At 61.7% G+C, this 13,213-nt stretch carries 14 protein-coding genes and 2 pseudogenes; 4 read left to right on the top strand and 12 right to left on the bottom strand.

What is annotated here, in order from left to right; translation table 11 throughout:
* Nucleotides 1–195 (top strand): annotated as a pseudogene (locus GEU01_RS22675) (IS110 family transposase); the annotation flags it as partial.
* A gap of 338 nt (nucleotides 196–533) precedes the next feature.
* On the opposite strand, the pseudogene GEU01_RS11615 reads toward GEU01_RS22675, so the two are convergent.
* The 7 genes and pseudogenes from GEU01_RS11615 to GEU01_RS11645 form a co-directional block, all read right to left on the bottom strand.
* A pseudogene (locus tag GEU01_RS11615) lies at nucleotides 534–1,280 on the bottom strand (conjugal transfer protein TrbE); the annotation flags it as partial.
* 13 nt (nucleotides 1,281–1,293) lie between these two features.
* On the bottom strand, nucleotides 1,294–1,569 hold the full coding sequence (locus GEU01_RS11620) for a VirB3 family type IV secretion system protein (protein ID WP_019086221.1): 276 nt from the start codon (nucleotides 1,567–1,569) through the stop codon (nucleotides 1,294–1,296).
* Nucleotides 1,569–1,901 (bottom strand): TrbC/VirB2 family protein, encoded by a 333-nt coding sequence (locus GEU01_RS11625; protein ID WP_019086222.1) that lies wholly within the window; start codon nucleotides 1,899–1,901, stop codon nucleotides 1,569–1,571. Before GEU01_RS11625 ends, GEU01_RS11620 begins: the two co-directional genes overlap by 1 nt.
* Nucleotides 1,898–2,827: a P-type conjugative transfer ATPase TrbB gene (trbB, locus tag GEU01_RS11630; RefSeq protein ID WP_373321399.1), complete on the bottom strand. Its 930-nt coding sequence runs from the start codon at nucleotides 2,825–2,827 to the stop codon at nucleotides 1,898–1,900. Before trbB ends, GEU01_RS11625 begins: the two co-directional genes overlap by 4 nt.
* A gap of 220 nt (nucleotides 2,828–3,047) precedes the next feature.
* On the bottom strand, nucleotides 3,048–3,491 hold the full coding sequence (locus GEU01_RS11635; protein ID WP_456303518.1) for a ribbon-helix-helix domain-containing protein: 444 nt from the start codon (nucleotides 3,489–3,491) through the stop codon (nucleotides 3,048–3,050).
* Between the two features lie 2 nt (nucleotides 3,492–3,493).
* Nucleotides 3,494–5,482, bottom strand: a complete 1,989-nt coding sequence (locus GEU01_RS11640; protein ID WP_019086225.1) for a conjugal transfer protein TraG — start codon at nucleotides 5,480–5,482, stop codon at nucleotides 3,494–3,496.
* A 117-nt stretch (nucleotides 5,483–5,599) separates the two neighbouring features.
* Nucleotides 5,600–5,896: a DUF2285 domain-containing protein gene (locus tag GEU01_RS11645; protein ID WP_019086226.1), complete on the bottom strand. Its 297-nt coding sequence runs from the start codon at nucleotides 5,894–5,896 to the stop codon at nucleotides 5,600–5,602.
* 105 nt (nucleotides 5,897–6,001) lie between these two features.
* Here GEU01_RS11645 and GEU01_RS11650 point away from each other — a divergent pair, with 105 nt between their 5' ends.
* Together GEU01_RS11650 and GEU01_RS11655 are read left to right on the top strand one after the other, a co-directional pair.
* Nucleotides 6,002–6,286, top strand: a complete 285-nt coding sequence (locus tag GEU01_RS11650; RefSeq protein WP_019086227.1) for a helix-turn-helix domain-containing protein — start codon at nucleotides 6,002–6,004, stop codon at nucleotides 6,284–6,286.
* A 49-nt stretch (nucleotides 6,287–6,335) separates the two neighbouring features.
* Complete coding sequence (locus tag GEU01_RS11655; RefSeq protein WP_019086228.1) at nucleotides 6,336–6,560, top strand: helix-turn-helix domain-containing protein; 225 nt, start codon at nucleotides 6,336–6,338, stop codon at nucleotides 6,558–6,560.
* Between the two features lie 23 nt (nucleotides 6,561–6,583).
* Here the strand turns inward: GEU01_RS11655 and GEU01_RS11660 are convergent, their stop codons facing one another.
* From GEU01_RS11660 to GEU01_RS11670, 3 genes are all read right to left on the bottom strand, one after another.
* Complete coding sequence (locus GEU01_RS11660; RefSeq protein WP_019086229.1) at nucleotides 6,584–7,186, bottom strand: isochorismatase family protein; 603 nt, start codon at nucleotides 7,184–7,186, stop codon at nucleotides 6,584–6,586.
* Between the two features lie 53 nt (nucleotides 7,187–7,239).
* Entirely contained in the window at nucleotides 7,240–8,202 is a 963-nt protein-coding gene (locus GEU01_RS11665; RefSeq protein WP_232272508.1) for a LysR family transcriptional regulator, read from the bottom strand.
* Between the two features lie 133 nt (nucleotides 8,203–8,335).
* Nucleotides 8,336–9,310, bottom strand: coding sequence for a quinone oxidoreductase family protein (locus tag GEU01_RS11670; RefSeq protein WP_019086231.1), 975 nt, complete (start codon nucleotides 9,308–9,310; stop codon nucleotides 8,336–8,338).
* Between the two features lie 89 nt (nucleotides 9,311–9,399).
* On the opposite strand from GEU01_RS11670, the gene GEU01_RS24310 reads away from it, so the two are divergent.
* Nucleotides 9,400–10,272: a LysR family transcriptional regulator gene (locus GEU01_RS24310; RefSeq protein ID WP_081499955.1), complete on the top strand. Its 873-nt coding sequence runs from the start codon at nucleotides 9,400–9,402 to the stop codon at nucleotides 10,270–10,272.
* Here the strand turns inward: GEU01_RS24310 and GEU01_RS11675 are convergent.
* Nucleotides 10,264–12,477, bottom strand: coding sequence for a relaxase/mobilization nuclease domain-containing protein (locus tag GEU01_RS11675; protein ID WP_373321398.1), 2,214 nt, complete (start codon nucleotides 12,475–12,477; stop codon nucleotides 10,264–10,266). The genes GEU01_RS24310 and GEU01_RS11675 overlap by 9 nt on opposite strands.
* A gap of 79 nt (nucleotides 12,478–12,556) precedes the next feature.
* Complete coding sequence (locus GEU01_RS11680) at nucleotides 12,557–13,210, bottom strand: lytic transglycosylase domain-containing protein (RefSeq protein WP_019086233.1); 654 nt, start codon at nucleotides 13,208–13,210, stop codon at nucleotides 12,557–12,559.
* Nucleotides 13,211–13,213 lie beyond the last annotated feature (3 nt).

Below are 13,213 nucleotides of genomic sequence, written 5' to 3' on the forward strand. Positions count from 1 at the left end.
GGGGCGACATCCATGTCCTTCCGCGCGCAGAAATGGACAAGCGCCGCAGGGGCATGGCTTTGCAAGCTTCTGGAGCGTCGCCCAACACGTCTTGCAACCGTCGCACTTGCCAACAAACTGGCCCGGATCGTCTGGGCTCTCCTGTCGCGCAAAGAGATCTATCGTCCGGCCGGCCGCAATGTCGCTGTAATCTGACATGCGCTGCCAAGACGATGGATGCCGGGGTTCGCCCCGGTAGATCCGGCAGAATGCACTGACCAGCGTGATGGGAAGACTGTAATTCAGGAACAGTTCAGGCGATACCGTTGGATGACATGTGCCATCGAGCACGTTTTCAAGATTGGTGCCTGACACGCAAGCGCACACCCATAATGGCCAGCGAAAAACGTCGCACAAACAGGCCGGACATAAGGGCGCACCTGACCGGATCCCCGCATCCTGCGAGCAGCGATGCATTCCACCGAGAAAACAAGATTTAGAGAAACGCAGAGAGATAACAAATGTGATCCATTGCATCGAACCGGCCGTCCACATAGGTCATCCAGGATTCCGGGAAAGGTCCGGGACGGGAAGCCCGTGATGGTCAGGGTCTTGAGGAAGGCATCGCCGAGTTTGGGTTCGAGCCCGCCCGCCAGCGGCTGGTCCACCAGCAGGGCATCGAGGTGCATCGGGATTTCCGGCACCCTGACGCGCTGGTTCCGCGTCGAGATGGTACTGTGCAGATAAGTGAGGGTTTCACCGTCATCGAGCCATGCCGCCTCGGGCATGAAACCATCCAGCAGGGCCAGCATCCGATCCGTGCGATCCAGAAACGAGTGAAGCATCCCATGCGGATCGGGACCGTCATGCTCACGGCCCTCATAGAGAAAGCGTTCGGCACGGCCAGAAGTTTCCGCCGGGGGCAGCCAGACAAGGGTCAGAAAATACCGGCTCTCGAAATACGCGCCTTCGTCCTCGAACTGCTCCCGGCGTTCCAGATCGACCATCTGGCTGGCAGCATCGAGAAAGTCGCTCTCAGGATACACTGTCGCCGGTACGCGCTGTGCCTCGACGAACACAGCCCAGCCGGAGCCAAGGCGGCGCAGGGCATTGTTCAGCCGCCCGGTGACACCGACCAGTTCGGCAGGGGTGGCGCTATCCAGATCGGGGCCGCGTATTTTTGCCGTACGCTGGAAGGAGCCGTCCTTGTTCAGGACGACACCTTTCTCAACGAGCGCGGCCCAGGGCAGGAAATCAGACAGGAGCGCGGCACGGTTGCGATATTCGCCAAGCGACATCATCGCCCTGCCATCCCTACGCCCGGAGCCAGGCGGGGTAGCGAAGATGCCGTCGCCCCACCTCGACAAACAGCGGATCGCGCCTGGCACCCCAGACCGCGAGCGTGTGCCCGACGATCCAGAACACGGCTCCGACCAGCCACAGCCGCAGCCCCAGCGAAATGGCAGCCCCGAGCGTGCCGTTGGCGATCGCCAGCGTCCGGGGTGCCCCGCCCAGCAGGATCGGATCGGTCAGGGAGCGATGCACCGGGACATGAAATCCCGGCACGGCATCATCGTCATATCCCGCCATTAGATCAGCGCCCCGCCCGAGAAGGAGAAGAACGACAGGAAGAAGCTCGACGCGGCAAAAGCGATGCTTAGTCCGAAGACGATCTGGATCAGGCGACGGAAACCACCCGAGGTTTCCCCGAAGGCCAGGGTCAGGCCGGTCACGGTGATGATGATTACCGACACGATGCGCGCTACCGGTCCCTGCACGGATTCCAGGATCTGGTTGAGCGGTTCTTCCCATGGCATGTCCGACCCGGACGCCAGAGCCGAGGAGCACCATGCGATGGACAACAGCAGCACGGCGGAAAAGACAGGCGCATGCCGACGTACGCGGAACAGCGTGAGGTTCATTGGAAATCTCCATCGGTCTCGATCGAATGAATGCGATAGGCGCCTGTGGCGGGGTCGATCCCGTCCACGGTGGCGAGTTCGGACAGGCGGCGCTGCATGCCCCGCCCGGACAGGACCGCGATCACGTCGATCGTCTCGGCGATCAGCGCGCGCGGCACCGTGACCACGATTTCCTGGATCAGCTGCTCCATACGGTGCAGGGCGCCGATGACGGTGCCGGCATGCAGCGTGCCGATGCCGCCGGGATGGCCCGTGCCCCAGGCTTTGAGCAGATCCAGTGCCTCGGAACCGCGCACCTCCCCGATCGGGATACGGTCAGGCCGCAGCCGCAGGGCCGAGCGCACCAGCTCGGACAGGGTGACGATGCCGTCACGGGTACGGAGTGAGACGAGATTGAGTGCCGCACATTGCAATTCGCGCGTATCCTCGATCAGCACGACGCGATCGGGGGTCTTCGCGACCTCAGCCAGCAGGGCATTGACCAGCGTGGTCTTGCCCGTGCTGGTACCGCCCGCGACGAGGATGTTTTTCCGGTCTGCTACAGCGCGGCGCAGGAATACCGCCTGTCCCTCCGTCATGATCCCGGTGGCAACATAATCGTCGAGGGTAAAGACGGCGACAGCGGGCTTGCGGATAGCGAAACTCGGGGCCGTCACGACGGGTGGCAACAGCCCTTCGAAGCGCTCGCCGGTCGGCAGTTCGGCCGATACGCGGGGTGCTGCTTCATGCACCTCCGCCCCGACATGGTGCGCGACCAGGCGCACGATGCGCTCGGCATCGGCCGGTGTGATAGTTTCGCCCGTGTCGGACAGGCCCTCCGACAGACGATCAATCCACAGCCGCCCGTCAGGATTGAGCATGACCTCGACCACAGCCGGATCGGCAAGGTGCCCTGCGATCGCCGGTCCCATCGCCGTGCGCAGCATGGACATGCCGCGTGTCTGACTTTCCGAATTATGGTGAGAAATTGCCATCTGGTCCCCGCACGAATGGGACCAGAACAGATGGTCCCCACACGGAGATGATTAAAAGAGGCCCATTTCGGCTCGATTCAACAACTATCGCATCCCGTGCGGTCATCGCGTGGAAACGGCGGCGATCGGCGGGATTGACGAATCCTTGCGGCAACCCCACGCAATCTGACGATTACTGGGGGCCTTCACCACCATTGCGCCGCGTGTCGATGTCCCGCGACAGCTCCCTAAGAAACCGATCTCCGGTCGCCAGTTTCCGTCCGAGCGATTGCAGGAACCTCTCGAAGCGCTCGACGCCTTTCGCTCTGGCCGATACCTGGGCACTGTCGGGCAGCGGCGGAGTGACGGTCAGCCAGAAACGGATGAACAGTGCCAGCGTCTCGCCCATAATGGCGACGTCTTCGTCCATCCCGGCGATCTGGCGGTCGATCCTGTCCATGCGGCGGGCGAACACCGCCTCCAGCCGCTCCGAGGCGTCGGCCGAGAGAAAGGACGCAACAGCAGCCTCGATCACCGCCGATTTCGAGACGTTGCGCCGCAGAGCCAGCGCTTCAACCTGCTTCAGAAGCTCCGGCTCGAAATATACATTCATGCGGGTCTTGCTCGACATGGGCATCCTCACAGATCGAGGCCATCAGCCGGGTCCATCGTCGCCTGACGCGCAACGGAACGGGCCTGCTGACGCATGGTGCGCGCCCTGGCAGCATCGACATCCGGCTCGTCATCGAGCACATCGAACTCCTGCCCGCCCGAATGTTCGGATGGCACGACGTCCTCATGCTCCGGCAATTCCGGTTCGCGGCGGATACCGGCATTGGCGGGATCACCATCAGCGCCCGTGTTCCCACAGGGTGCTGATCCTCCTGATGGCGCCATTGTCTCCAGCGCCGACCAGTCGTCGGACGTAGGCGCGGACGGGCGTTGCGTTCCGGTGGCCGGGGGCGGCAGGACACGCTCCATGAACCGTGCGTCTTCGTAATAGCGGGCTTTCTTCGCGCGAACGGGGGCCACACCTGCGACCAGCAACAGTTCATCGGTCGGCAGAAGCTGCATCACCTCACCGGGCGTGAGCAGCGGTCGTGCCGTCTCCTGCCGCGACACCATGAGATGCCCGAGCCAAGGCGATAGCCGGTGACCGGCATAATTGGTGGAATCACGCATCTCGGTCGCGGTGCCGAGCGCGTCCGACACCCGCCGGGCAGTGCGTTCGTCGTTGGTGGCAAACGCGACGCGGACATGGCAGTTGTCGAGAATACTGTTGTTCGCGCCGTAGGCTTTTTCGATCTGGTTCAGACTCTGCGCGATCAGAAAGGATTTAATCCCGTAACCCGCCATGAAGGCCAGCGCACTCTCGAAGAAATCCAGCCGACCGAGGGCGGGAAACTCATCGAGCATCAGCAGTAAGCGGTGCCGATGGGCGGAGACATGCAGATCCTCCGTCAGCCGCCGGCCGATCTGGTTCAGGATCAGGCGAATCAGCGGCTTGGTGCGGGCGATGTCGGATGGCGGCACGACGAGGTAGAGACTGGCGGGCTGGCCGCCAGACACGAGATCCGCGATGCGCCAGTCGCAGCATGCCGTCACCTTCGCCACCACGGGGTCGCGATAGAGGCCCAGGAACGACATGGCGGTGGACAATACACCTGACCGTTCGTTGTCGCTCTTGTTCAGCAGCTCGCGCGCCGATGACGCGATGACGGGATGTACGCCCGCCTTGCCGAGATGAGGCGTGGACATCATCGCACGCAACGTTGCTTCCACCGGTCGCTTCGGATCGGAGAGGAAATTGGCGACACCGGCCAGCGTCTTGTCTGACTCAGCATAGAGGACATGCAGGATCGCGCCAACCAGCAGGGAGTGCGAGGTTTTCTCCCAATGATTCCGCCGGTCCAACGCGCCTTCGGGATCGACGAGGATATCGGCGATGTTCTGGACATCGCGTACCTCCCGATCACCACGCCGGACCTCCAGCAGCGGGTTGTAGGGCGAGGATGCCGGATCTGTCGGGTCGAACAGCAGCACGCGCCCGTGCCGGGCACGAAATCCGGCAGTGAGCCCCCAGTTCTCGCCTTTGATGTCATGCACGATGGCCGAACCCGGCCAGGTCAGCAGTGTTGGCACGACCAGCCCGACGCCTTTGCCAGAACGGGTCGGCGCGAAACACAGCACATGCTCAGGACCGTTATGTCGGAGATAGTCCCGATCCCACCGGCCCAGCACCACGCCATCGGGATCGAGCAGCCCTGCCTGCTTCACCTCGCCGACCTCCGCCCAGCGGGCCGAGCCATACGTGGCGACGTTGCGGGCCTCCCGTGCCCGAAGGATCGACAGGGCGATGGCAACGACGCTGCCGATGAGGCCACCGGAGGAAGCGATATATCCACCCCTCACAAAGATCGACGGCGCATAGGCATCGTAGAAATACCACCACCAGAAGAAAGCCGGCGGATCGTAGAACGGCCAGCCCGCCACCATGAACCAGGGAGCGCCAAGCTGGGGCTGAAAGCCGAGACGCCAGGCCGTCCATTCCGTGGCACTCCAGATGGCGACGAAGACGATCAGCAGGACGAGGGCGACTTGCCCCCACAGGACACGGCTTCCAGACATCGGGGCTCCAATCGGCTTGGGGAATAAAACCGATCAGAGAAGGGGCGACCCAGCGGCAGGCAATATATAATGAGTCGCGATCGTACCGTCGGATACCATGGCGAAGAAAAAGGACGGTCAGTGTCGGGTTGCGCGGGCGTCGATCACCGCCTGCTCGAGAATCTTCCGATAGCCGATCTTCGTCATCCACCGCGCACGGGCAAGATGGCTTTCCCAGCAGGTGCGCGTGCGCTCTCCGTCCGCCGGATCGCGATGCAGCACGATCCGCGCCACCTCCGCCCAGTCGGCCCGATCCGCCTCGGCGTCAAGCAGGCGGAGATAGGTGATGAAATGCACTTCGTCATAGGTCGTGATCTCCGGCACGGTCGGCGCCAGGTCATCGACATCGGGGTCCAGTTCGGGTCTTGCTGTCATCCGACAGCCCTCCAGCAGGATCGCAGTCAACCATATCCCAAAATGGGATAATCCCCAATCAGGATTATCGGAACGGTTCCCCTCCCCGCCGGAGAGCCGTTCCGCATGAAGAAATCCCTGCGCACACCCCGGCAGCTTTTGCTGCAATCGCTTCTTACAGAAGCGCGCAAAGCTGAGGGTATAACGCAGGCGGAACTGGCAGCGGCACTCGGCAAGCCTCAATCCTTCGTCGCCAAATACGAGAACGGCGAGCGCCGAATCGATGTCATCGAGTTCGCTGACATAACAGCCGCCCTTGGCGTTTCCAGCGCGGATCTTCTCGCCCGTCTCGCACACGGCACGGAAAAGTCCTCACCGGACGGGAAGAATACCACGGGTCAGGGCGAATAGGAACGATCATTCCTGGAACGATCGTTCCGACACAGGTCTCGATGATGGCATGGACCTCAAGGAGGTCATGGCGGTCAACCTGCGTCGGATGCGTCATGACAGGGACATGACGCAAGAAGAGCTGGCCGATCGCGCCGGCCTGAGCACCCGCTATGTCGGGGCGATCGAACGCGCGGACGTGTCGGCAAGCGTTACGATCCTGGGAAGGATTGCTGAGGCACTGGACGTGGAACCGGGCGCGTTATTGAAAGCTGTCCCAGCCAGCCCGCGCTGACCGGCTGAGGGGAAAAGACGCCCTCACTCCTTCCACGCGGTGCTGTCCTTCACGACGACGGCGAACATATCCGCCAGCTCGGCCAAGGCGACGCGCCGCACGGTTTCGGCCGCGATCGTCCCACCCAGCGGATCGGCGACATCGCGTGCGGCAATGGCGTCTGCCACCAGGGTCACACGCAGGCCGTATTCCTCCGCCGCCGCGCGGGCAGTGGTCGACACACAGACACCCACCGTATCACCGGCGATGATGACCTCGTTCCGACCCGTCTCCTTGATCCGGTCCGCGAGCCCGGTGCCGATAAACGCATTCGCATGGGTCTTGAACAGAACCGTCTCCCCTTCGCGAGGCGTCACCTGGGGCAGGAAATCGCGATACGGACCATCGGTGGCGAAGGCGGGAGCGCCTGGTCCGGCGTCATGGGCGATATGGATGACCGGCACGCCCTTGCTGCGCGCAAGGGCAAGAAGCCGCCCGGCCTCATCCGCCGCTGCATCGACATTGGCGAGCGGCACCCGCCCGTCGCGATATTCGCGTTGGATGTCAATCAGGACCAGCACTGACCGGTCGAGCGGCGACGGACTGTCGTCGAGACCGTATATCTGGCGGAAGGTTTCGAGGGTCATGGGGATTTTCCTCCTGATGATAAGCTGTTCCGACAGACCGGCGCTTCATAGCTTCATACACGTGCGCCGCCCGTTTCGTGATGTCCCGGTGTCTTGACTGGAAACGATGATGGCATGATTTGACGCCGCGCAGTCAAACCATCCAGGCGACTCATATGCGTGGCGAGATCCAGAAGATTCCGCAGCGCGGGGCTGCGGTTCTGTGGCGACCAGACGGCACTGAACCGGGCTAGTTCCTTCTCGTCGTCAATCGGACGGAAGACAACGCCGGGAAATGGCACATGGCTGCCCGCCTCATGGGTCAGCGTGATCCCCTCTCCTGCGGCGACCATGTGCATCAACGTGTCCCGTCCGACATCGCGCCGCTGGAGGCGCGGCGATCGTCCATGCTCGGCCACACGCCGGACGATATGTTCGAAAACCTGTGGCCCAGCGCCACCCGGCCGGACAAGGAAGTCTTCCGTGACAATATCTGCCCAAGCGAGGGATTCCAGAGCCGCGAGCGGATGCGCGGCAGGAAGAGCGATCACCAACGCCTCGCTCCAGAGGTGCCGGCTATGGCAATCCGGCACATCGGCGACATTGATGATAAAGGCCACATCGAGCTTGCCGTCGCGTATCATGGCGAGGGTATGTGAGGACGGTCCTTCGATGATGCTCTGCTCGATTGCCGGGTGGTCTGCGCTATAGCGCCGACGCAAATCGGCGAGAAACCCTGTCGCGATCGAACCGTGCAGCCCAATCGCGAGCCGCCCTACCGTGCCGTCGGCAATCGCGCCTGCCGTCCTGACAGCATGATCGATCTGCTCGATACCGGCCGAAACCTCCGCAACGAAGCGGCGCCCGGCCTCGGTCAGCAGGACGCCGCGATGACGTCGCTCGAACAGGACAATGCCCAATGTCCCTTCCAGCGCCTTGATTCGGGTACTGACGCTCGATTGGGTGACCCCGAGCGCGCTTGCCGCATGCCGGAAGTTCAGATGTTCGGCAACTGAAAGAAGCTGAATTAGCGTCACAAGCGGTATCCTACCACTTGCTAGACCCATCATTTCGGAAACATGACGTATCCGCCGCATATAATTACATACTTTTATACATGGGAATAATATGGAAAACAGGTCCACCTTTTACTCGATGGTTTCTTACAATTTACGGCACAAGAATAACGCTCCCGGTTGTCCGGCCACTTTCGAGGTCACTCTGCGCACGAGCTGCGTCACGCAACGGATATTCCGCACCGACGGGATTGATTAAACCTGCCTGTAAGGCAGCAAACAAATCAGCACAGCCGCGCCGATATAATTCTGGGTCGTTTGCATATGCAATCGAACTAGGGCGCGCTAACGCTATTGAGCGAGCAAAGCCCAGCTCTTCTACGCGGACTGGCGGGATCGGGCCGGCGGGCTGACCAAGGCTTGCTGCGATTCCAAACGGACGGACGACACTCAAGGTATGAGCCAACATGGAGCCGCCGATACCATCAATAGCCAGATGAACGCCCTTTCCTTCCGCAATGGTGCGAGTTCGTTCGCTCCAATCGCTCTGGCCATGTAGCAGCACTTCGTCAGCACCAGCATCTTTTGCACGCTCTATTTTGCCCTCGGAGCCAACGGTTCCAATCACGTTCGCGCCGAGACGTTTTGCCCAACGTGTCACCAGTTGACCCAACCCGCCTGCCGCTGCGTGTACCAAAATCCAATCATTAGGCTGGACAGCATGGACCTTATGCAAAAGCATATGGGCAGTAAGACCACGTAACATGGTGCTGCCAGCTACTCGTTCAGAAATCCCGTCTGGTAATTTTACCAGACGGCTCTCCGGTAGCACGCGAACCTCCGTGTAGGCTCCCATAGGCATACCATGATAAGCGACCCGGTCGCCGGGACGAAGAGACGTGACGTTCGCCCCGACAGCTTCGACCGTGCCTGCCCCCTCAAACCCCAAAACCGCCGGATAAGAATTGATCGGATAAAGACCGTTCCGATGATAAATATCTACGAAGTTTACACCAATTACAGACTGTCGGATACGCACTTGATTAGCGATAGGTTCTGGCACCACCACTTCAATCTCTTGCAAAACATCAGGTCCACCGGGGTGGTTCATGGCCATTGCTATTGACATAATCAATCTCCTTTTCAGAGAACCAAGCCACATTTCTATCGGTGAGAAAACTCCTTAACTTTTCACCTGTCTTGTGCAAAAATTCACCTATGGTCGATTGGCAAGATCTTCACTTCTTTTCAGTACTCGCTTACGCAGGCTCTCTCTCGGCCGCCGCGCGTGAACTAGGCGTCGATCATGTAACGGTCGGAAGGCGCGTCTCATCACTTGAAAAGGCTCTGTCCCTTCGACTGATTGAGCGACTACCGCGAAGCACAATTCTGACACGGGAAGGAAAAGCGATTGCCGCCCTAACAGAGCAAATCGCTGGCCAGATTCAGACCCTCGAACGAAAAGCGAAGGGATATTCTGCTTCTGCGGTTGAAACAGTGCGTGTCAGCGCATCACCTGCTGTCGCCGCGCGTCTTATTGCGCCGCATGTCATGAGTTTCCATCGGGAGCACCCTGGTATCACGTTCGTTTTGTCTGGAGCTTCCCACAATGTTGCTCTGGATCGTGGTGAAGCCGAGATTGCGATCCGCTTATCACGTCCTCAAGACCCTAACCTGCTCATTCGACGCATCGGGGTAATGCGGTTCGCACTATATGCGACGCCAGAATATGCGACGAAGCCATCTGCCGACTGGACATTCATCGGATATGATCCAGCACTGGAGCATATTACACAGCAAGTTTGGTTAAAGACTCTGCTGGCGGGGCGCCCCATTGTATTTCAAGCTAGCGACTTGTTCGGGCAGCAAGAGGCTGCCCGAGCTGGCCTAGGAGCCGTGGTTTTACCCCACTTCATGGGAGACAATGATACTGCACTTGTGCGCCTTGCAACCAATCTGGCACCACCAACCCGCGACATCTGGCTTGTGACCTATCCCGATTTGAAACGCTCTGCGGCAATTCGGGCTTCACTGGACTTTTTAACACAAACGATTAGCCGCCAATGTCCGACCGCTACGTCATCAAGCTAATCCCAATCCCCTAGCCCGTCCCAACTGCCACGACACCGATCCTCCCTGCACGGTGCCCATCACCTCCCGACCAAGGTGACGCTCGATCACAGGCCGCCACGGGACCAGCGTGAACTCATGGGATTTCTCGACGATGGCGAATTTCCCGCTGGATAGCTGTGCGGTGCCGGTGAACGTACCACTAACCGTTCCGCCGTCAGCGACGGCCCGAAACGGCACGGACTTAGTTCCTGCAAGCTCTGCTCCGACACGGGCGACTTCCCGCTCCTGAAGCGTGGCGAGCAGATTGCGCCGGTAGCTCATGCGTCCATCCGGTCGCCGGGTCGCGTCTCCCTGCTCGATCAGCCTCTTCTGCCGCTGCTCCATCGCCTCGCGCACCTGCTCCCCGAAGCCGACAGGCACCAGATCAGACACCACACCTCCCACCAGCCGCCGGTCGAGCCAGGTCGCACCATCCGCACCGATCTGCCTGTCGAGATCGAAGGACGACAGGACGCGGACATTGGCCCGTCCGCCCTTCCCCGCATCGTGGGCAGCAGCACGGGTAGCGAAATCCTCGGGAATACGCCACTGGTCGGCATCGATCCGTTCGACGATACCGGCACGGCGCAGGGCCTCCAGCCGCCGGACATGGGACGCGACGAAACCGTCATAGTCGCCGCCCGGCACCCGCCCCTCGAACCGGACCTGTTCGAGATGACGGCTCGGCCGATAAACGCCTCCCTCGGCCATGCCGGCAATCGCGCGATCGGAGGGACGCCCGGCGCTATCAGGCGGGCCAATCTCGACGATGCTGCCGATCCGTGCCTCCGCGACGCGGACTGGGTCGATGCCGGAAACGTGGTGCGTGCGGCCATCGATCCCATCGACCACCAACGTCAGTTCCTCGCCCAGTTCGTCGGACAGATGCTTATCGATAATACGCCCAACGATCGGCGTCGCAGGTGCTGCATCATGGATCGCGAAGCTCATCGGATCGCGCTCGGCGTCCTCCGCTCGGAGTGCCTTCTGCATCGTGCGGATGATGTCGCCGCGCTCGCCCATCTCGCGCAGCGTCGGCTCCAGCCGCTCGCTCAGTTCCCACACACCCGGCGCATGTTCCATGGCGAGGCCCATATCGCCCAGCTTGCTGAGACGGCGCAGGCGGAACGTCCGATCCGCCTGGCCTCGCGGATCGTCAGGCTTGTGGCGCAAATCGAGAAACCGGTCCTCGGCCTCCGCGAGCATCGCCCGATCGATGCGGGTAAGACGATCCTGGTCGATCTCGGCAACTAGCTTGCGACGCTGCTCGATCTCCGTGACGGGGCCGAGTTCCAGCGTCATCAGTTCGCTCGCCCGTTCGCGGATGCCGTTGGCGAGATAGTCGCCGTTGATGACCAGATCCTCGCCCAGGTCGTCACGGCCATTGACGACGACATGCACATGCGGATGGCCGGTATTATAGTGGTTGACGGCCACCCAATCGAGCTTTGTGCCGAGATCGGCTTCAACCTGCGCCATCAGGTCGCGGGTATAGTCCGTCAGGTCGCCAAGATTCCCGGCGTCCTCCGGTGAGACGATGAACCGAAACTGATGGCGGTCATCCTGTCCGCGATCGAGAAAGGCGTCACCATCAGCGCGATCCTCGGTCCCAGAATAGAGCCGCCCCCGCTCACCGTCGCGGGCGGTGCCGTCGCGCTGGATGTAACGGAGGTGGGCAGCGGCCTTGCCGTTTCGACCTGCTGCACGAACGGAGCGAGATTTGACGATGACGCGACGACTGCCTGGTCGGCGATGGCTCCAGCCGTTCGACAGGTTCCGGGCACGCACGAAGGTCACGCCCCGTCCGCGCCGCACGCCACGCCCGGACGCGATGCTTCCGTCCCCTTTCGGTGCATGGCTAGGACAGCCGCCTCGGGGGCGTCCGCTCCAGCCGTTCGCCGCCTGCTGCTGGCGCGTGACCGTCCGCACTCTGGTCAGGAAACTCCTGGCACGACCGACCTTCGGCGTGTTGGCGCGGATGCGACCCGGCCTCGGGCGAAACCGGTTGTCGTCGCCCGCGCTCATGGCTGCCGATCCGTCCGAAACTGCCAAAAACAGACAGGAGTGCCGCGAAAAACGGGGCGGAAACTGACTTCGCTGCCTGTCGCGGCACCATACCCCCTCAAAGGGGGTGCCACCCAAAACAATGTGCAGACAAGGGCTTGCCCTGCGGATCGGCCCCATGGGGTGCCGTCCGCTTTAATCTTGCGCTCCCTCTTCTGCCCTCTTTCCGCCTCCCCACCCCCTGCCCTGCACATCGTCATCATGGCCGCGATCCCATGCCGCTACCCGCGACGAACAGGCCATCCGATCGCGGCATAATCCCCGACATATCGTGCGCCGATGCCGACGCCCCACTGCGATCCGGCTGCACGATGAAGAGCGGCGCACGGGTCCAGGCAGACAGATCGGCCGCAGCGATCAAGACGGAAACACCGTCACCGCCTGTGATGAGCGGCGCAACGGCAGCGACATAAGCGCGCGTTTCCGACGGCAATGGACGCCCTGCCAGAGACGCCTCATAGCGATCGGGACCGGCGTTATAGGCGGCGAGAAAACCCGGCGAACCGTAGCGGTCATGCAACTCGCGGAGATAGGCCGCGCCCGCCAGAATGTTATCGCGCGGGTCGTAGGGATCGCGGCCAAGATGATGCCGGACGCGCAGATCCGCCCATGTGCCGGGCATGATCTGCATCAGCCCCATCGCCCCCGCCGATGAAACGGCCCCCGGATCGCCCGCACTCTCGGCCCCCATGACGGCCCTGATCCAAGTCGCCGGAATATCGAAGCGCTGTGCAGCCTCGGCGATCTGGGCGGCATACGGGACGTCGATTGTCTGCGCCGATACAGCAACCGGCAGCATGGACACGAGACACCCCGCCGCCAGCAGACACGCGTTCCGGATCTGATTGCGCATGGG

This window comes from Komagataeibacter europaeus LMG 18890 (genome assembly GCF_000285295.1).
Lineage (GTDB): Bacteria > Pseudomonadota > Alphaproteobacteria > Acetobacterales > Acetobacteraceae > Komagataeibacter > Komagataeibacter europaeus.

Bases quoted from the DNA above. Each gene is read 5' to 3' on its own strand.
- GEU01_RS11620 (WP_019086221.1), bottom strand. From the start codon at position 1,569: ATGGCGGGATATGACGATGATGCCGTGCCGGGATTTCATGTCCCGGTG.
- GEU01_RS11625 (WP_019086222.1), bottom strand. From the start codon at position 1,901: ATGAACCTCACGCTGTTCCGCGTACGTCGGCATGCGCCTGTCTTTTCC.
- trbB (WP_373321399.1), bottom strand. From the start codon at position 2,827: ATGCTGCGCACGGCGATGGGACCGGCGATCGCAGGGCACCTTGCCGAT.
- GEU01_RS11635 (WP_456303518.1), bottom strand. From the start codon at position 3,491: ATGCCCATGTCGAGCAAGACCCGCATGAATGTATATTTCGAGCCGGAG.
- GEU01_RS11640 (WP_019086225.1), bottom strand. From the start codon at position 5,482: ATGTCTGGAAGCCGTGTCCTGTGGGGGCAAGTCGCCCTCGTCCTGCTG.
- GEU01_RS11645 (WP_019086226.1), bottom strand. From the start codon at position 5,896: ATGACAGCAAGACCCGAACTGGACCCCGATGTCGATGACCTGGCGCCG.
- GEU01_RS11650 (WP_019086227.1), top strand. From the start codon at position 6,002: ATGAAGAAATCCCTGCGCACACCCCGGCAGCTTTTGCTGCAATCGCTT.
- GEU01_RS11655 (WP_019086228.1), top strand. From the start codon at position 6,336: ATGGACCTCAAGGAGGTCATGGCGGTCAACCTGCGTCGGATGCGTCAT.
- GEU01_RS11660 (WP_019086229.1), bottom strand. From the start codon at position 7,186: ATGACCCTCGAAACCTTCCGCCAGATATACGGTCTCGACGACAGTCCG.
- GEU01_RS11670 (WP_019086231.1), bottom strand. From the start codon at position 9,310: ATGTCAATAGCAATGGCCATGAACCACCCCGGTGGACCTGATGTTTTG.
- GEU01_RS24310 (WP_081499955.1), top strand. From the start codon at position 9,400: ATGGTCGATTGGCAAGATCTTCACTTCTTTTCAGTACTCGCTTACGCA.
- GEU01_RS11675 (WP_373321398.1), bottom strand. From the start codon at position 12,477: ATGGGGCCGATCCGCAGGGCAAGCCCTTGTCTGCACATTGTTTTGGGT.
- GEU01_RS11680 (WP_019086233.1), bottom strand. From the start codon at position 13,210: ATGCGCAATCAGATCCGGAACGCGTGTCTGCTGGCGGCGGGGTGTCTC.